The organism is Sediminibacterium sp. (genome assembly GCF_030695065.1).
Classification (GTDB): domain Bacteria; phylum Bacteroidota; class Bacteroidia; order Chitinophagales; family Chitinophagaceae; genus Sediminibacterium.
The window spans coordinates 96,845-114,604 of record NZ_JAUYTR010000025.1 but is presented as its reverse complement, the minus strand read 5'-3'; the positions used below and the strand labels follow the sequence as shown (position 1 = coordinate 114,604).

17 protein-coding genes and 1 tRNA gene are annotated in these 17,760 nt (G+C 35.3%); 4 read left to right on the top strand and 14 right to left on the bottom strand.

The genetic code is table 11. The features are described from left to right. Positions 1 to 64: 64 nt before the first annotated feature. The 3 genes from Q8S25_RS14480 to Q8S25_RS14470 all read right to left on the bottom strand — a co-directional run bounded on the left by Q8S25_RS14480 (position 65) and on the right by Q8S25_RS14470 (position 2,452). The gene (locus Q8S25_RS14480; protein ID WP_305538830.1) at positions 65 to 1,252 is read right to left on the bottom strand and encodes an AAA family ATPase; all 1,188 of its coding nucleotides are present in this window, start codon (positions 1,250 to 1,252) and stop codon (positions 65 to 67) included. An 86-nt stretch (positions 1,253 to 1,338) separates the two neighbouring features. Further along, positions 1,339 to 1,704, bottom strand: a complete 366-nt coding sequence (locus Q8S25_RS14475; RefSeq protein WP_305538829.1) for a hypothetical protein — start codon at positions 1,702 to 1,704, stop codon at positions 1,339 to 1,341. 10 nt (positions 1,705 to 1,714) lie between these two features. Then, positions 1,715 to 2,452, bottom strand: coding sequence for a hypothetical protein (locus Q8S25_RS14470; RefSeq protein WP_305538828.1), 738 nt, complete (start codon positions 2,450 to 2,452; stop codon positions 1,715 to 1,717). Between the two features lie 103 nt (positions 2,453 to 2,555). Between Q8S25_RS14470 and Q8S25_RS14465 the strand changes: the two genes are divergently transcribed. Next, positions 2,556 to 3,497, top strand: a complete 942-nt coding sequence (locus Q8S25_RS14465; RefSeq protein WP_305538827.1) for a hypothetical protein — start codon at positions 2,556 to 2,558, stop codon at positions 3,495 to 3,497. Between the two features lie 133 nt (positions 3,498 to 3,630). Here Q8S25_RS14465 and Q8S25_RS14460 read toward each other — a convergent pair whose 3' ends face one another. Beyond that, positions 3,631 to 4,764: a site-specific integrase gene (locus Q8S25_RS14460; RefSeq protein WP_305538826.1), complete on the bottom strand. Its 1,134-nt coding sequence runs from the start codon at positions 4,762 to 4,764 to the stop codon at positions 3,631 to 3,633. A gap of 104 nt (positions 4,765 to 4,868) precedes the next feature. Between Q8S25_RS14460 and Q8S25_RS14455 the strand changes: the two genes are divergently transcribed. Beyond that, a tRNA-Ala gene (locus Q8S25_RS14455) sits at positions 4,869 to 4,942 on the top strand. Between the two features lie 229 nt (positions 4,943 to 5,171). Here the strand turns inward: Q8S25_RS14455 and Q8S25_RS14450 are convergent. From Q8S25_RS14450 to tgt, 5 genes are all read right to left on the bottom strand, one after another. Beyond that, a complete protein-coding gene (locus Q8S25_RS14450; RefSeq protein WP_305538825.1) occupies positions 5,172 to 6,035 on the bottom strand; it encodes an alpha/beta fold hydrolase in 864 nt (287 codons plus the stop codon). A gap of 11 nt (positions 6,036 to 6,046) precedes the next feature. Then, a complete protein-coding gene (locus Q8S25_RS14445; RefSeq protein ID WP_305538824.1) occupies positions 6,047 to 6,718 on the bottom strand; it encodes a flavodoxin reductase in 672 nt (223 codons plus the stop codon). Between the two features lie 450 nt (positions 6,719 to 7,168). Then, the gene (locus Q8S25_RS14440) at positions 7,169 to 8,491 is read right to left on the bottom strand and encodes a citrate (Si)-synthase, eukaryotic (RefSeq protein WP_305538823.1); all 1,323 of its coding nucleotides are present in this window, start codon (positions 8,489 to 8,491) and stop codon (positions 7,169 to 7,171) included. Between the two features lie 97 nt (positions 8,492 to 8,588). Further along, positions 8,589 to 9,680, bottom strand: a complete 1,092-nt coding sequence (locus Q8S25_RS14435) for an LptF/LptG family permease (RefSeq protein WP_305538822.1) — start codon at positions 9,678 to 9,680, stop codon at positions 8,589 to 8,591. A 182-nt stretch (positions 9,681 to 9,862) separates the two neighbouring features. Further along, positions 9,863 to 11,002 (bottom strand): tRNA guanosine(34) transglycosylase Tgt, encoded by a 1,140-nt coding sequence (gene tgt / locus Q8S25_RS14430; protein WP_305538821.1) that lies wholly within the window; start codon positions 11,000 to 11,002, stop codon positions 9,863 to 9,865. A gap of 37 nt (positions 11,003 to 11,039) precedes the next feature. Here tgt and Q8S25_RS14425 point away from each other — a divergent pair, with 37 nt between their 5' ends. Both Q8S25_RS14425 and rsmG read left to right on the top strand, forming a co-directional pair. After that, the gene (locus Q8S25_RS14425) at positions 11,040 to 12,164 is read left to right on the top strand and encodes a glycosyltransferase (protein WP_305538820.1); all 1,125 of its coding nucleotides are present in this window, start codon (positions 11,040 to 11,042) and stop codon (positions 12,162 to 12,164) included. Continuing rightward, on the top strand, positions 12,134 to 12,790 hold the full coding sequence (gene rsmG / locus Q8S25_RS14420) for a 16S rRNA (guanine(527)-N(7))-methyltransferase RsmG (RefSeq protein ID WP_305538819.1): 657 nt from the start codon (positions 12,134 to 12,136) through the stop codon (positions 12,788 to 12,790). The genes Q8S25_RS14425 and rsmG overlap by 31 nt, the downstream gene beginning before the upstream one ends. Positions 12,791 to 12,839: 49 nt before the next feature. Here the strand turns inward: rsmG and Q8S25_RS14415 are convergent, their stop codons facing one another. The 5 genes from Q8S25_RS14415 to Q8S25_RS14395 are packed head-to-tail and all read right to left on the bottom strand — an operon-like array spanning position 12,840 to position 17,721. Further along, positions 12,840 to 14,702, bottom strand: a complete 1,863-nt coding sequence (locus tag Q8S25_RS14415; protein ID WP_305538818.1) for a M1 family metallopeptidase — start codon at positions 14,700 to 14,702, stop codon at positions 12,840 to 12,842. A gap of 54 nt (positions 14,703 to 14,756) precedes the next feature. After that, positions 14,757 to 15,422: a 16S rRNA (cytidine(1402)-2'-O)-methyltransferase gene (gene rsmI / locus Q8S25_RS14410; protein ID WP_305538817.1), complete on the bottom strand. Its 666-nt coding sequence runs from the start codon at positions 15,420 to 15,422 to the stop codon at positions 14,757 to 14,759. Position 15,423: 1 nt separating this feature from the next. After that, positions 15,424 to 15,672, bottom strand: coding sequence for a phosphoribosylformylglycinamidine synthase subunit PurS (gene purS, locus Q8S25_RS14405; protein ID WP_304759116.1), 249 nt, complete (start codon positions 15,670 to 15,672; stop codon positions 15,424 to 15,426). Then, positions 15,669 to 16,430 carry a phosphatidylcholine/phosphatidylserine synthase gene (locus Q8S25_RS14400; RefSeq protein WP_305538816.1) on the bottom strand — a complete coding sequence of 254 codons (762 nt, stop codon included), beginning with the start codon at positions 16,428 to 16,430 and terminating at the stop codon, positions 15,669 to 15,671. Before Q8S25_RS14400 ends, purS begins: the two co-directional genes overlap by 4 nt. 1 nt (position 16,431) lies before the next feature. Beyond that, on the bottom strand, positions 16,432 to 17,721 hold the full coding sequence (locus Q8S25_RS14395; RefSeq protein ID WP_305538815.1) for an aminopeptidase P family protein: 1,290 nt from the start codon (positions 17,719 to 17,721) through the stop codon (positions 16,432 to 16,434). Positions 17,722 to 17,760: the final 39 nt, after the last annotated feature.

Below are 17,760 nucleotides of genomic sequence, written 5' to 3'. Positions count from 1 at the left end.
ACTATTCATAACACCAAAAGACAGAATAAATCTGTCTTTGGAAAATTATCAGTCAATCAATATCCTACTCTTTTTTTGCCTGACCTTTTTTATAGCCCTTTAACCATGGATTCATTTTACCATAGGAGGGTGCTTTATCCCCAAATTCTTTCACTAAAATCTTACAGGTATTATGCTGACTGTAACCTTCAACAGTATATAGCTGAATGGCTCTTTCTTTACAAACTTCATCAAAAGAATTCTGACTTTTCTTTCCTTGTTCAACTTCGTAAAGTTGCTCTGCTTGAAAATCCAAATTCAAATCATCTCCTTGAGATAATATTAGCCTTTTCTTCTTCAATTCGAAAGGAATATAATTGCCTTTTATTATTGAAAGTTGCTTAGATGTGCCATTAATTTCTCTTAATTCTAAAAGTGTCCTTAGCTTAGCTTCTATAGCTTGTGAGCCATTCAAATTAGTCTTACTTGGCTCATTATCTTTTGAGTGTTTAGTATTATGGTGGATAATACAGATACAAGTCTTGAAAGACCTACAGAGATTTGAATAATTATTCAGATTCTTTCTCACCTTAGATAATTCATTAGAACTTTCTCCATATAAATCTGCCCATACATCTATCACTACTAAATCAGCCTTTTGCTTGGTTAATTCATTTTGTATATAAGTGAATACATTAGCAATATTTAACCCTAATTTAAACCTTGATAACCCATCTCTATATCTGCTCAATGTTTGCTTCTTTATCTGAACACTCATACTTGTTTGGTCATCCTCAGTTGAAATATACAATACACTTTTATGCTGTAAGTAAAGTGGGTGTTCCAAGAAAGTATTTTCATCATTGCAAATAGCTAAAGCCAATTGTCTTGCAAAGGTGCTTTTACCTGCTTCACTTGCTCCACTAATTCCAACAAGCCCTGTAGTTGGGAAATATGGATACCACAAATGGGGAATTGAGTCTACAGCTATTTGAACTAATTTATCTCCAGTAATGGTATATTCATTAAAGGTCAAATCATCATCACTCGTTATTTTTTCTTCAGGGATATCTTCTTCTGAATTTTCTATTATATTTCCCTCCCACCCTTCTTTATAATCCATTAATACTTCTAGACATTGCTCTGGGTCATTTTCAGGGTCGAAAAAGACATTTTTTAATGATTTTAGATACTCTTTTTGATTATCAGTCAGATTAGAAAGTACTTCTTTTGACTGATTGACTGTTGCAGGGGTTGTTTCTTTTGTAAACATTATTTTTTGATTTTGTTTACACAAAGCTGCAAGTTGGGGAAGAGGTAAAAAATCCTAACACTATCCTATTAGGACAAAATACATAGTTAATACATGCCTCTTTTGATATCAATTCTCTCTACATATTCAATTGAATAAAATACTTCTTTATGAGAAAATATTTCTTCATCTAAATCCCAAAATATCTTATAAACTGTATTGTTCTTTGATTTTAATATTCCATTCTCTCCCTTCCCAATATAGACTTTCAAAACATCTCCACTTTTCAAAATATAGTCTGGCAGATTTAATGAATGAAGAAACAAATCCTTAATACTGACTGGCAACTCATTTCTTAGAAAACAAAGCACGTAATTTTTTAGAAATACATCTTTTCCAAGACTAGTCTTAATAAAAATGCATTTTTGATTAGTGCTTGCTATTTTACTAGCTAAGTTTATAATTAAGCTCATATATGAAATATTAAATAGGAATTTCTAAACGTACTCCTTTCTTTGCTCGTTTATTAGGTTTAGAAGTATTAAGATAATCAGAAATAGTACTTGCTTTCATTGGATTCCCTTTTTCATCAATAAAATTATTAACTAATAGCTCTGTCAATTCCTTTAGCTGAGCTTTTATAAGAGGTTTAGAAGAAGGTAATTTTGAACCATTATCCTGACCTTGCCATAAATCATATAAGAGTGTAGTTAAAAGATTGGTTCTTCCCAACCATTGTATCTTGGGTGTATGAGCTCCAAAATTAAGATTGTCTTTTTTTGAAATAAGATAACCAAAATTCAAAATCAAGCTGTCTTTAATTTTATTTAACTCATCCAAAATAAAGGGGTATTTATCAGTTAAGAATTTCTTTTCTCCAAGTTCAAAGTGCATTAAATCTATTTCAGATATACAGTTTTTGAACATTACTGACTGGAAATCCATACTGTTTTTCTCTTTTATAATCGTACAAATGTTAGCAGCTATAAGAGAAATTTGAAGTTTTGATTTAATGAATCTTAGTTTATTAATTTCCTCCCCATTTTCCCTATCATAAAAACAAAACTCTCGCCCATCATCTGTATCTGAATAAGATTCTTGCAATTCATCTTTCCTTTCATTCCACCATTTACTATAATAAGTCTCAAAAGCCTTAATGTTTTTAAATTCAGTAAGTTGTAAGTATTGTGGGTAATATTTATTGAGTAAAATTTTTAGCATTTTGAATAATTTGAATTTGGTCAGTCAGCCAAATCTATAGAGAATTGACTGACTATTTTGTTATTACTAAATATACATTAGATTTATATTACAATTTAAGTTGATGGATAAAGTATATGATTTTTTTAAAGACTTGAAAGAAAGAATATCAAGTCCTTTTTTCTCCTCTTTTATAATATCGTGGTTAGCATTTAACTGGATGTTTATTACTACAATATTTAAGTATGATGTAAGTGGATTTACAATATTCTATTATAATGTTTATATAGATTATGCAAATTCACTTCTAAGCACATGGAAAAGCTTTTGGTTACCTTTAATTTCAGCATTTTCATATTCATTATTCTATCCATTTTTGAGAAATGGAATTGAAATAGCAGATGTTTGGTTTAAGAAATGGGGAACTAATTCTAAAATTAAAGTTGCAAAGGGTAGTAAAATTTCTGTTGAGAAATACATTAAACTGCGTGAGATATATGAATTAAGAACTAAAACTTTAGAAGACGTTCTTGAGAAGGAAAGTAAAATCATTGAAAGAAACGAACAATTGGTCAATGAACTAAATGAATTAAAGCAGGAAAATAATGACTTTCATGCATCAATAAATGAAAAAAAGAAAGAAATAAATGATTTGAATAATAAAATGATTCTTCTTCAAGCAAGTTTAGATTCTGAAAAAATTAAATTGAGCAAATATCAAGATGAAGAAGAAATTCATGAAAACAAAAACAATGTTGAATTTTTAAATGGAAGTTGGTTTGTAAGTTTAAAAAATCCTTTATATAAAGAGGAAATTTTTAATGTAAAAATCCATAATAGGATAGTATATAAAATAAGTTCAGAAGAAATAGCTAAAGAATGGTTTACAATTACAAGCTATAAACTAAATGAAATAACAAAAAATATAGAAATTCAAACAAATATAAAATACGATGATATTTATTTTAATTTAACTTTCAAGTATAATGAAGATTTGACAATTTTAATTGGTGTAGATAACATTAATGAAACTAACAAATACTCATTTGCGAGAATAGAAGAATAGGAAATAAACGAAAAAGAATAAAAATAGCTAAACAAACCCATTATCCAAAGCAATTACCCTACTGATTGTTCTTTTCTGCCTATTAACATCATAAACATTATTAACCATAGCTGTAGAAGCTAAATTGGTACATTTAAATCTCTGGCAAATTGCTAGGAATATTTATCTGATGAGTGTAGTTCCTTAATGCAGTTTCAGGATTATTGCCCATTAGAAATGCTGTCATAACTGGTGTAATCCCTGAATCTATACATCTGCTCCCAAAAGTGTGTCTACAAGCATATAAAACCCTTTCTTCGATATTCAACCCTTTTAAGACCTTTTTGAAAACCCTTGGCTGAAAGTTATTATCATCTATTGCCAACCCATTTGGGGATTGAAATACTAAGTCGTCTTTTTGCTTTCCTTTTATAAGTGGATTAAGGATATCGAGTAAATCAGGAGTTAATGGCAATATTCTTTCTTTGCCATTTTTTGTTTCTTTTCTGATTCTAAGTGCTGCACTTGTTCCTTTTATTGACCTTGCCAAAACTTCTTTAATATGAATCTGCTTGCTATTCAAATCTATACTACTAACCCTTAAGCCTATTGCTTCTGCGTTTCTTACTCCAGTTTTGAAAATAAAATAAATAAAAGGGTAATAATGAGAGTGTTTATAGGCAGAAAATTTAGGAGTATATGTATCATTTCTGAAAGCCTTTAAAATACTACTGATTTCATCTTCTGTAAAGGGCTTGCGCTTAGGCTGCTTGGCTTTTTTGTATTTCTTAGGGTTTATATCCTCTAATGGATTAAACGTCCAAATTTGAGCCTTTACAAGCCATTTTACAAAATCCTTCAACATGGTAAGCCTCCTATTATAAGTTGCACCACAAAAGGTTTCTGTATTAAGCTTTATATGAATGTTTGTTTGTTCCACTTTACCCCATTTTTTGAGCATATTTCTCACAGAATTATAGTTTGTATGCTTTTCACAATCCATTTGTTTATAGGTGGTTGTCCATTCCTCAAAGTATTCAACCATACTTTTTTCTGTGGGGTTTGATTTTGAAGTACTGGCTTTATACCTGTTTAAAGTAAAATCAAATTTGTCAAGTGAAATATCCTGTTCAATTAATAGAGCAATCTTTCGAGCAGGTAAAAGGTTAATCTTGTTATAAGAGGCGAGGTTTAAGGAATATCTTTTTGATTGATACCTCCATCTTAACCTGATTCTGCCCCTGAAGTTTTCTACTGAAACTGTTCCTTTTTGGTTTTTGATACCCATTTGATACCCAATTTTGAGGTGAAGGGTCAGATTTGGGGGTCTAAAGGGTTTTCAGAAGTAATATTTTGCCATAATACAATCAGCCTATACATTTGCACTCTTAAGGGGGGTTAGCTCAGTTGGCTAGAGCGCTTGCATGGCATGCAAGAGGTCGTCGGTTCGACCCCGATACTCTCCACTTCAAAGCCCCTTTTATAGGGGCTTTTTTTATGCACTACACAGTTTACATTATTTACTCTGAAAAACTGAACAAGTATTACACCGGTTCTTGTGAAAATTTTGCTATCCGGCTTTAGTGGCCAAGCCTCCAGTAGGATCACAGATTATCCAAACTACGCAAAACCGGGGAGGCTATAAACAAAAGCAAATAACAATTCCTGCGAGTTAACCTTTCAAATAAATGATCATTAAACTATCCTCTTTTCCCCATTATTTTTCTTAAAATTCAAGTCGTTTAAAAAAATTAAGAAATTGAGAAGCTGTTCGTTGAATTCTTGGGACTGCTCAAGATTGGAAACATGACCTGCATTATGAATAACGTGAAGAATTGAGTCTTTAATAGTTGAAAGCATTGATTCAGATTGAACCAGTGGTGTCACTTCATCTTCGCTGCCGCAAATTATCAAGGTGGGAATGGCTATTTCATTTAAAGTGGAGCAAGTTTCAGATCGCTCAGCAAGTGCTACCAATCCTTTTTTGATAATATTTTCAGAATTAGCAAATACCACACCACGCAGTTTCTCAACTAGTTCCTTTTTATTCGTTATTGAATCTTTGTGAAATACACTTTTTATAAATCCTTCATTAAAATTAGCAACTCCATTAGTATTAATTTCATCAATTATCTCATATCTTTTTTCATGTACTTCTAGAGAATCAGCAATGCATTGTGTATCACATAATATTAATGCCTCAAAGCGATCAGGGAATCTTTTCAGTGCATTAAGTGCTATAAAACCACCCATTGATAACCCACAAATTATTGCTTTATCAATGTTTAACGCATCCATAAATGCTATTAAATCTTCACTAAACAAGTCAATGCTTAAGTACGACGTCTCATCGGTTGATTTTCCAAAACCTCTAATGTCGCAGGCAATTATTCGATTTTTGGATTCCAAAAAATCAAGCTGCCCCTTCCACATCGTTTTGTCGAAAGGAAATCCGTGTAAGCAAATAATTGGAGTGCTTCCTTCGCCCACATCGTCGTAGGATAGATGAAAATTATTTACTGGGATAGTTAAATTAAAACCTTGATTTAGTGTTTCCATGGTGTTCAATTTTAAAATATTTCTTTTGTAATATGGTCTTGGGTTACCCCTAAATTGATTAGCTGCATTTCCACATCTTTTATCATTGGTGGTGGACCACATATATAAAATTGTTGATTAAAATCAGTCACGTTCTCTTTTAGAAATTCTTCTGTTACTCTGCCATAATGGTAATTCTGCACCTCTTCGTCTGATAGGATATTGACAAATGCTTCACCCAGCATATCGTTTAATTCGCTTTCAAGAATAATATCAGCTCTTGTTTTGTTAGCAAACAATAACATGTTATTACCTAACTCATTTTTTGCTTTTAAATTTCTGAAAATAGAAATAAATGGTGTGATGCCAGCACCACCGGCTATAAATACACCTTCACCCTTATAAGTAATTGCTCCGAAAACATCATGTAAGACTAACTCGTCATCTTGTTTTAATTTTAACAACTCGTTGGTGACGCTTTCCTGCTCTGGATATGTTTTTATGGTAAACTCTAAAGAATTATTGGCTGGTAAATTCGTAAATGTAAACGGTCTTACTTCTTTTAGCCAACCACTTTTGTTAATAGCTATATTAGCCGCCTGACCAGGTTTAAAGTTGAATCCATTAGGTTTATTGGTAACAATTCGCAAAACATTATATGTGATATTGTTAATTGAAGTAATTTTTAGAAGATGATTGCCCATTGTATTTTTGTTTAAAAAATTCTAATGATTTGTAATAATTGTAAAAGTACTCATTGGGCTACTGAGCAGCTTTACATAATTTTCTATAAGAGTTACATTATTCAAACTCCTATAGATGACAAGCATTTTGCGCTTTGTGCTATTTTTTTACAAGCAGCTTGGCAACCAAAATGAGACATATAATTAATTATAACACTTTTACTATTTTGGACGACTTTTTCGTATGGACAACTTGTACAAAGAAATGACAACGAAACAACTGACTTATCACAAAATAGTTGGAGCAGTATTTGTTCAATTGGACAAACATAATTACAATAAAACAAGTTTCGAGACAATAGAGTAATAGGCTAATCATATACAAATCTTACCAACAAAAAAACCCGACCATTTTTATAGTCGGGCTCTGTCTCAATATTTCTTAACAGCATGCGCTGTTGAATAACCAATTTACTCCCAAATTTGATCTTTACCTTCTAACCATAATTTTACCGACTCGGTGGTAACACTCTTTGGACGCTCTAATGGTGAGCCCAATGCCCTATCCCAACATAAGCTAGCCATAACACCTAACGCGCGGCTTACGGCAAATAATACTGTATAGAACTCATACTCTACAAATCCGTAGTGTACCAATAATGCTCCACTATGTGCGTCTACATTCGGCCAAGGATTTTTAATCTTTCCCAATGATTGTAAAATAGGTGGAACTGTTTCGTAAATATTCCAAACAGTGTTCACCAATTTATCATCGGGCATATGCTTTTTACCAAACTCCATTTGTGCAGTAAATCTTGGATCGGTCTTACGCAGAACTGCGTGGCCATATCCTGGTACTACTTTACCAGATGTAAGCGTATCTTGAACATATTGTGCTATCTGCTCTTTGCTAGGACTATCAGTGCCTAGTTGCTCTTGCATTTCAAAAATCCACTTAATTACTTCTTGGTTAGCCAATCCATGCAATGGACCCGCTAATCCGTTCATTCCTGCTGCATAACTCAAGAATGGATCGCTTAATGCAGAACCTACTAAATGGGTGGTATGTGCAGAAACGTTTCCACCTTCATGATCTGCATGAATGGTCATATACAAACGCATCAACTCCTTAAAGCTTTCATCGTCGTATCCCATCATATGGGCAAAGTTGCCTGCCCAATCTAACAAACCATTGGGTTGAATATGATCGTTGTTCTTGTACTTTCTTCTATAGATATAAGCTGCAATTCTTGGCAAACGTGCAATCAAATCCATAGCATCGTCGTAAGTAGCATTCCAATAGTCTTTCTTATTCATTCCTTTGGAATACTCTTTAGCAAAATTGCTTTCTGTTTGCAAGGCCATTACCCCTACCACAAACATGGTCATCGGATGTGTGCTCAACGGCAATGCATCAATGGTTGCAAATACATGATTGGGAACATGGCTTCTGCGCTGCCATACACTGGTAATATGGTTGGCTTCTTCTTCTGTAGGCAAGTCTCCTACCAACATTAAATGGAATAATCCTTCTGGCAAAGGTTCTCCGCCATTGGGTGCCTTGGGCAATTTTTGTTGCAATTCTGGAATAGAATGTCCGCGGAAGCGAATTCCTTCTTGGGCATCTAATAAGCTGGTCTCGGTAACCAAACCTGTAATACCACGCATTCCTTGGTATATCTGGGCCAGGGTTACTTCCCCTACTTTTTTATTTCCGTGTTCCTTAATAATTGATTTTATCTCGGCACTGGCTATATCAGCCTTTGCTTTAAACCTGTCTTTGATTATTCCCATGGCAATCTATTGTTAGATAATCTAATGTTTCAAAGGTAATTGAAGTTGCAACTACAACAAAATCAATGCCAGTCTTGTTTCAAAATTTCACAAATAATTATTTTGGTGCCGTTCTGTATAGATATACTACAACTATTAGGAATATCATATTAGGTATCCAGGCTGCCATTAATGGTGGCAAATTACCCTTAGTAGAAAATATGGTAGAGAATCGATCGGTGATAATGAACAATGCTGCTGTTACAAAACCAACTGCCAAATGCACCCCACTTCCGCCCCTAACTTTTCTTCCCGCTACTATAGCTCCTATCAAAGTCAACAAAATTACTGTTACACAAGTAGCGTCTCGCCTATATCGCTCTACTTTCAAACTATTCAAGCCCTCCGATCCCCTTAATTCTTCCAATGCAATAAATCGGGTTAATTCTGGGGTTGTTAATTTGTCTTTGGTGTATTTATCTCGCGTTAAATCGGATGGTTTAAAATTGAAATTCATTAATCGTGTGGTTTCATTTACCACCATCTCCTGCATGGGTTTCAATTTCCGATCTAATAAAACATCCAACTTCCATTTTTTACTGGCCGTATCCCAAATAATAGATTCTGCTCTCAGGTTTTCGGTTACTTTATTGTCTTTTACCGTGTACAAAAATACTGGGCCGCCTCTTTTTACCAGCGTATCATAATAATGAATGCCCGCATAAGTGAATGAGTCTATGCGCAAATAAATATGATTCGACTGACCCAATAACGCGTTATAACTAGAATTGGCATCTATGTATTTCGCTTCAAAATTACCGCGCAATACATTGGCCTTGGGAACTATATATTGATTGGCAAACCATAATAAAGTAGCCATTAAAATTCCCCCTATCCAATACGGTCTTAACCACCTTGAATAACCAGTTCCACTAGCTAGTATGGCAACTATTTCACTATTCCCCGCCATTTTAGAAGTGAAAAAGATTACAGCAATAAAAACAAATAATGGAAATAAGAGGGCAATTATATGTGGTATAAAGCCTGCGTAATAGTCGGTTATAATCCGCCTAAAACCCAACTGTGAACGCACAAAATCATCGGTCTTTTCGCTTACATCTACCACAATAGCAATAACAGCAAAAAGAAATATAGCAAAGAAGAAAGTAGTGAGGAATTTTTTGAGTATGTACCAATCAAGCTTCTTCATTAACTCAAAGATAGAAAAATACATCCATGAAAATGGATGTATCAATTTTAGGGCTTCAGAGGTAGCGGATTAGTAAGTAATGCTAATCTACCACTGAATTTGCAACACTAAATACAATTAGTATATAAGTGAATAAATATAAATTTAGTTTACGCTTATCCACATGCTGTTTTCCAAGGGGATTATAATCGCCGCTTTAGTATCTCCAACATTTCTTTCTTCCAACTGCCGAATGTATTGTCTAGAATATGCTTTCTTGCTTCACCCACCAACCACAAATAAAAACTTAAGTTATGTATGCTGGCGATTTGTAATCCCAAAATTTCTTCTGCTACAAATAAATGACGCAAATATGCTTTAGTATAATACTGGCTGGTTTCAGAAGGCAGCCCAGGATCAATGGGGCTAAAGTCTTTGTACCATTTTTTATTTCGGATATTAATTACGCCTTGTGTAGTAAACAACATACCGTTTCGGCCATTGCGAGTGGGCATTACACAATCAAACATATCAATACCTAAATCAATACACTCCAATAAATTCCATGGAGTTCCTACACCCATTAAATACCGAGGTTTATCTAAAGGCAAGTGCTCTGTACACAATGCAGTAAATTCGTACATCATGTCTTCGGGCTCTCCTACACTTAATCCGCCAATGGCATTCCCAACTGCTCCACGGGAAGCAATAAATTCACAAGAGGCTTTTCGCAAATCTTTGTAAGTACTTCCTTGTACTATGGGAAATAAATTTTGTGTATAGCCATATTTATCAGGTGTTTCAGCCAATCGTGCAATACACCTATTTAACCAACGATGGGTTAACTCCATGCTTTTTTTAGCATATTCATACGTGCTTGGATACGGAGGACATTCGTCGAATGCCATGATGATATCGGCTCCAATACTTCGCTGAATATCCATTACCGACTCAGGAGAAAACAAGTGCTTGCTTCCATCAATATGAGACTGAAATACTACCCCCTCTTCCTTAATTTTTCTATTGGCTGCCAAAGAAAATACCTGGTATCCACCACTATCGGTTAAAATGGGGCGGTCCCATCCATTGAAGCGGTGCAATCCCCCCGCTGCTTCCAACACTTCTGTTCCAGGTCTTAAATATAAATGATAGGTATTGCCTAAAATAATCTGGGCTTGTACATCCAACTTCAATTGCTGTTGGGTTACTGCTTTTACCGACCCTACGGTGCCTACTGGCATGAAGATGGGCGTTTGAATGGTTCCATGGTCTGTTTCAATAACACCCGCTCTTGCTGCAGATCCATTTGCGGTATTTTTTAGTGTAAAACTTAGTGCGGCCATCCTACAAAAGTAGTGGTCTTTGCCCTATTTTTGCGGCATGATCATACCCGCTATTGTCTGGACCATTTGTTTCGGACTTTTCTGTACTGTTATAGCTATACAGGTTTTTTATTACCTGTATTTCTTTAGAAGAATGGCTTATTATAAAGCAATCGAAAAAGAAACTTCAGTTGAACATCCTGTTTCGGTAATTATATGCGCACGAGACGAAGCCCATAATTTGGTAAAAAATTTACCTGGAGTACTAGTACAAGATTATGCCACCACGCATGAAGTGGTTTTAGTAAACGACAACTCTACCGACGAAAGTAAATATGTAATTGACGAATTCAGGCGCTCTTTTAAGAACCTGAATATGATAGAACTTACCCAAGAAGCTAAGATGATCAGTGGTAAGAAATTTCCTTTGTCTATGGGGATTAAAAGCGCTAAGTATGAAATTGTCCTATTAACAGATGCAGACTGTGTTCCGGCATCTGAAAACTGGATAAAGAAAATGCAAGGAGCATATGAAGATGAAACAGAAATTGTTTTAGGTTATGGTGCCTATCATAAGAAACCTGGTTTACTAAATAAGTTGATTCGTTTTGAAACTTTCCACACTGCTTTACAATATTTCTCTTATGCGTTGGCAGGCAAACCCTATATGGGCGTTGGTAGAAACTTAAGTTATAAAAAAGAAATTTTCTTTAAAAACAAAGGCTTCTCTTCCATTAATCAAATACCAAGTGGAGACGATGATTTGTTCATCAACCAAGTAGCAACTGCAGAAAATACAGCCATTTTATTAGACCACGATACGCATACATTAAGTGATGCCAAAAATAGCTGGGGAGAATGGATGACCCAAAAATATCGCCACTATTCAACAGGTAAATATTATAAACCAATACATAAATTTTTATTGGGATTGTATTCGTTTTCCTTGTTCTTGGTTTACCCATTAATGGTATTGAGCATCGTATTTTTCAACTGGCAATTGGCCGTTGGTGTTTTTGCACTTCGCTTTATTGTACAAGCTATTGTATTGTACAAAGGCATGAACAAACTGAATGAGAAAGACCTATATCCTTGGTTCTTGTTCTTAGATATTTGGATGTTTTTTTATTACCTATTTACTGTACCTGCTATATGGAAAGCGCCCCGCAAAAACTGGAACTAATAACCAAATACTTCGACGACTTTACGCCCACACAGCTAGAGCAGTATAGATTATTGGAAGAATTATACAAAGATTGGAATGCTAAAATAAATGTAGTTTCTAGAAAAGATATAGATAGCATTTATTTACACCATGTTTTACACTCCTTAAGCATTGCCGCTATTGCAGACTTTTCCAAGGGCATGAATATCATTGATATTGGCTGTGGTGGCGGATTTCCTGGTGTTCCATTGGCCATTTTTTTTCCGGAAGTTCAATTTCATTTGGTAGACAGCATTGCTAAGAAATTAAAAGTAGTAGAAGCTGTTTGCGAAGGTGCAGGTATAAAAAATATCACCACCAAACATACCAGAGCCGAAGACATTACTAACCGAAAATTTGATTTTGCCGTTTCTAGAGCAGTAGCACCATTAAAAGAATTATTGAAGTGGAGCATGCCACTCATAAAAAAACCTACCACGCCAATTACAGATGGGGGGTTAAGAAATGGTTTGATTTGTTTAAAAGGGGGCGACCTCAATCAAGAAATTTTTGAGAGTGGTGCCCGTCCTAAAATGATGCCGATTTTCAAAATATTTCCTGAGTCTTATTTTGAGGAGAAATATATAATTCACGTAGCCAAATAAAAAAACCGTCCCAATTATTCAGGACGGTTTCTCATAATTTCAACATTCCTTATTCAGGAATCACTAGCTTATTATTCGTCTTGTTAATATCTGCTAATCGTTGGCTTGGATCAATTTCAATTGATTTAATTTCTCCTACAGCCCTACTGGTTGTAAAGCTATAATCGGGATGTGTCCACTTCCAAGGAGCATGCACGGTAGTGGGCACTTTGGTTTCTGATGACTTAGCACCATACATCAAATTCAAAGGCATATAGTGCATTTCTTGTGTACCATCTTTATAAGTAACCAATACATCAATTGGCATAGGCATTTTACCAACGCGTTTGATGGTGATACTGGTTTTATTATCTACCATAGTAATGTCTCCCACTGCATAATCAATGGTTTTAGTACTATAGATCCAATACTCTTTATACCAATCTAATTCTAACCCACTTACTTTTTCTGCTACTCTAATAAAATCATTTGGATTGGGATGCTTGAATTTCCAAGTATTAAAATAAGCGTGCAAAATTTTATCTCTGGTATCTGCACCAACTATATAACCCAACTGCTCCATGAAAACAGCACCCTTACTATACGCTGAAGAAGTAGAAGCAAAATTGGTATTAAAATGATCGGCGTGTGTGCTTGCAGGCTCTTCATATCCACTTCTTGCTAATCTGTAGTATCCGCCGTAAGAACCATTGTACCAAAAGCCAGGACTGTTTCTCATGGTAGCCATTGCCCTAGTGCTTGAATAATCGGTAAAGCCTTCATCCATCCATGCATACAAAGATTCATTACTACCTAAAATCATCTGGTACCAGCTATGCATCCATTCGTGTATGGCGGTTCCTATACTGGCACTTTTTAATAAAGTAGCCATAGGATATTCCATACCACCATCTCCGCCCTGTACAAATGTGTAGGTCTTGTATGGATAAGCTCCAAATGTTTTAGCAATGATTGGATAAATTAATGCACAAGTATCGGCCATTTTTTGCCAGCGATTCTCTAAAGAATCTACTTGCTTATACACCACTTTTAATAATGGGCCACCAGGTATAGTTCTGGTTATTAATTTATAATTTGGATCTGCTGCCCACATAAAATCATGCACATTATTCGCTTGCCATTTCCAGGTTAAGGTATTGCCAGTTGCTGGTTTTACTTGAACCCCTTTGGCTTCGTATCCAAATCCTATTTCATTGGCATTTAATAAATCGCCACCTGCGGTTACCAAGTATTTTTTATCAATGGTAATATTTACATCAAAGTCTCCCCATACACCATAGAACTCACGTGCTATATATGGATTGGCATGCCATCCTTGGTAATCGTATTCTACCACCTTAGGATACCACTGCGCCATACTATAACGAATGCCTTCTGCATTGTCTCTTCCGCTTCTTCTTATTTGAACAGGCACTTGAGCTTCAAATGCAACATCCATCGTTATTTTAGACTTTGGCAAAATGGGTTTAGCCAATACAATTTCTAATATGGTTTCATGCTCAATTAACTTTTGTGCAACACCATTAATTAAAACAGATTTTACATTTTGGTACCCGATTTCATCAGGCTTTAATTTGCTGATTCTATCTTTCACTCTTGCATCCCAATCTAATCCATCGTTGTTTCTTCTTGGATCGGCTAGTTTGGTTTTTCCTAATTCCCTGCTTCTAACGTCCATACTGCTATTGGGCTGAAATGCATTCCAATACAAGTGCATGAATATTTTAGTAAGGGTATCTGGAGATTGATTGAAATAATCAATCTTTTCGGTACCACTAAATCGATTGGTCTCTACATTCATGTTCACATTAATAGTGTACTTGATTTTTTGCTGCCAGCGATCGGGCTGTGCCAACAATACAGTGCTCAATAACAAGCATCCCACCAAAAAAGAAAAAGTCAATTTTTGCATATTCATTTTATTATCGTTAGGTAGTAATTGAGTATAAATATATTGCAATAAGTATTAGTCTGCACCTGCTACCACCAATACAATTTCCCCTTTCACCGATTTTGATTTAAAATATTCGGCTACTTCTTTAAGCGTTCCTCTTTTATTCTCCTCAAACATTTTGGTGAGCTCTCTAGCAACTGAACAGTTGCGGTCCTCCCCAAAATATTGTGCCATGTCTTCGAGCGTTTTAACTAATCGCATAGGGCTCTCATAAAAAATCATGGTTCGCTCTTCGGTTGACAACTGTTTTAATAAGGTTTGCCTGCCTTTTTTTATAGGAATAAAACCCTCAAACACAAATCGATTGGTAGGAAGACCACTATTCACTAATGCAGGTACAAATGCTGCTGCACCAGGCAAACACTCTACCCGAATATTTCTTTTGATGCATTCTCTTACCAATAAAAAAGCAGGATCTGAAATACCAGGTGTTCCTGCATCGGTAATTAAGGCCATTATTTTACCCGCTTCTAACTGATCGGCCAAATGCGATACAATTTTATGTTCGTTGTGTTGATGATAAGGAGACAGCGGTTTCTGAATATTATAATGCTGCAATAATTTAGAAGAAGTGCGCGTGTCTTCACATAAAATCAGGTCCACTAAATTCAAGATTTCTAGTGAACGCAAGGTGATATCCTTTAGGTTGCCTAAAGGTGTAGGAACTAAATAAAGCAAATTAACCGTTTATGGTAATCTCAAAATGTTCCATTACTTGATTGGCCAATAATTGCTTGCTGGCATTTTCTGCAATGGCTTTTGCTTCTTCTGCTGAAGCTGCTTCAACCGATAAAGTAATATGTTTACCTACTCTTACATCTTTTACCTCGGTAATGCCCAAATTAGCCAATCCACCCAACACGGCTTTACCTTGTGGATCTAATAAATCTTTCAATGGCATTACATTAATGGCTACTTCAAACTTCATGATTCGGTTGGTTTAAACAACAAAGATAGAATTACATACGCAATAAATCCCGCGGAAATTGCCAGCCATCCAAAAAGGAAGGCCACAGGTAGGGCAATCGCTAAAATGATTAAAAAAGGTAATATTTTCTTAAACGATAATCCACTGAACTTAAGTGCCAGCATGGGCACTGTGGAAACCATACCCAGGCTTAACAAAACAATTAAACCATACCATAGCCATTTGCTTAATAATAGGTCTAACACCCAAGCATCAGTTGCATACCAGTTCACCAATGGAAAAGAGGCAATTAATATCCCCGCAGCCGGAATGGGGATGCCTTTGAATCCAGTTGATTTAGACTGATCTAAGTTAAAACGTGCTAAACGAAAGGCCCCTGCACAAGGAATCAACAATGCTGGGAGTAAAAAAGCAATTGAAATATCTAAGCCCCCTTCTTTACTGGCATAAGAAAATCGCAAGAATTGCAACACCATTAAACCTGGTGCAACACCAAAACTCACTACATCGGCCAAAGAGTCTAATTGTTTCCCCATTTCTGAACTACAGTTCATCCAGCGTGCTACAAATCCATCTAAAAAATCTATTAGTGCAGCACCGAAAATAAGCCAACTTGCTACCATCATTTTCTCAGGAATAGTAACCAACCCATCTCCGTCGGCATGGTAAGCCAAACCGGGTTGTAAAATATATAGTATTGCTGTTGCGCCTAAAAATAAATTGATTAGGGTAAAACAGTTGGGAATTTGTTGCTTCATATTATCGCTTCATGTATGATTCAATCTCTTCTACTGTAATCGGAATATTTTTCATTAAATCGGTATTACCGTTCTTGGTAATCCAAAAATTGTTTTCTATTCGCACACCCATCTGTTCTTCTTCAATATATATACCAGGTTCAATAGTAAACAACATGCCTGCTTTTATTGGTGCTGTTCTGGTTCCTAAATCGTGCACATCAATGCCTAAATGATGAGATATTCCATGATATAAATACTTGCGATATGCCCTGTTTTCTTTGTCTTCATTTTTAACATCCGACTTTTTTAGTAAGCCAATTTTTAAAAATTGTTGGGTTGCTTCCTCCCCTACTTTATCGGTATAATCAAGAATACTAATGCCTGGTTTCAAAATAGACTTGGCATAATTGTGCAAATGCAAACAAGCATTGTACACTGTTTTTTGTCTGCGAGTAAATTTTCCATTCACTGGAATGGTTCTAGTTAAATCTGCGCAATACCCTCCATATTCTGCACCAAAATCCATCAGGATTAAATCACCGTCTTTACATTCTGCATTATTAGAAACATAATGTAAGGTTCTTGCATTGTCACCACTGGCAATAATACTTCCATAGGCCGGACCAGTAGCTCTTTGACTTAAAAAGCTATGCCAAATTTCTGCTTCTATTTCACATTCGTTTACGCCAGGTTGTATAAACTTCATCAACCTTCTAAAAGTATTATCGGTAATATCTATGGCTTTTTGCACTACCACTATTTCTTCTTTTGATTTAATGGCACGCAATTCTTTCATAATTTTTGCCGCACGCATAAAATGATGCAATGGATAATGCGCTTTCATTTCATCAATAAAGCGATATTCTCTGGATCTAATTGCAGTTGCTTTCCGATCATTTTCGTTACTGTCTAAATAAATAGTATCTGCTAAATGAATCCATCCTTGTAATAAAGCATCTAAGCTATCTAACCAAACCACCGTGGCCATTCCAGAAATTGCTTTTGCTTCACCCGATCTTAATCTTTTACCATCCCATTTTTCTTTTAATTCGTTGGGACGAACCAACACCAATACTTCTCTGAACTTAGGATCTGGATTATCTGGAAAAAGTATTACCATCGAATCTTCTTGCACAATTCCACTTAACCAATATAAATCACTGTTTTGCTTAAAAGAATTCAAAGCATCGCCATTGCTGGGCCATTCATCATTGCTCACAAAAACAGCAATACTGTTTGGAAGCATATGGCTAACAAATCGCTTTCGATTATTGATAAAAATAGCTGGATCTAGTGGCTGGTATTTCATGCGTATCTTAATTGAGACACGCAATATATAAAGTTTGGA

Coding starts and splice junctions, on each gene's coding strand:
- Q8S25_RS14480 (WP_305538830.1), bottom strand. CDS start 1,252: ATGTTTACAAAAGAAACAACCCCTGCAACAGTCAATCAGTCAAAAGAA.
- Q8S25_RS14475 (WP_305538829.1), bottom strand. CDS start 1,704: ATGAGCTTAATTATAAACTTAGCTAGTAAAATAGCAAGCACTAATCAA.
- Q8S25_RS14470 (WP_305538828.1), bottom strand. CDS start 2,452: ATGCTAAAAATTTTACTCAATAAATATTACCCACAATACTTACAACTT.
- Q8S25_RS14465 (WP_305538827.1), top strand. CDS start 2,556: ATGGATAAAGTATATGATTTTTTTAAAGACTTGAAAGAAAGAATATCA.
- Q8S25_RS14460 (WP_305538826.1), bottom strand. CDS start 4,764: ATGGGTATCAAAAACCAAAAAGGAACAGTTTCAGTAGAAAACTTCAGG.
- Q8S25_RS14450 (WP_305538825.1), bottom strand. CDS start 6,035: ATGGAAACACTAAATCAAGGTTTTAATTTAACTATCCCAGTAAATAAT.
- Q8S25_RS14445 (WP_305538824.1), bottom strand. CDS start 6,718: ATGGGCAATCATCTTCTAAAAATTACTTCAATTAACAATATCACATAT.
- Q8S25_RS14440 (WP_305538823.1), bottom strand. CDS start 8,491: ATGGGAATAATCAAAGACAGGTTTAAAGCAAAGGCTGATATAGCCAGT.
- Q8S25_RS14435 (WP_305538822.1), bottom strand. CDS start 9,680: ATGAAGAAGCTTGATTGGTACATACTCAAAAAATTCCTCACTACTTTC.
- tgt (WP_305538821.1), bottom strand. CDS start 11,002: ATGGCCGCACTAAGTTTTACACTAAAAAATACCGCAAATGGATCTGCA.
- Q8S25_RS14425 (WP_305538820.1), top strand. CDS start 11,040: ATGATCATACCCGCTATTGTCTGGACCATTTGTTTCGGACTTTTCTGT.
- rsmG (WP_305538819.1), top strand. CDS start 12,134: ATGGAAAGCGCCCCGCAAAAACTGGAACTAATAACCAAATACTTCGAC.
- Q8S25_RS14415 (WP_305538818.1), bottom strand. CDS start 14,702: ATGCAAAAATTGACTTTTTCTTTTTTGGTGGGATGCTTGTTATTGAGC.
- purS (WP_304759116.1), bottom strand. CDS start 15,672: ATGAAGTTTGAAGTAGCCATTAATGTAATGCCATTGAAAGATTTATTA.
- Q8S25_RS14400 (WP_305538816.1), bottom strand. CDS start 16,430: ATGAAGCAACAAATTCCCAACTGTTTTACCCTAATCAATTTATTTTTA.
- Q8S25_RS14395 (WP_305538815.1), bottom strand. CDS start 17,721: ATGAAATACCAGCCACTAGATCCAGCTATTTTTATCAATAATCGAAAG.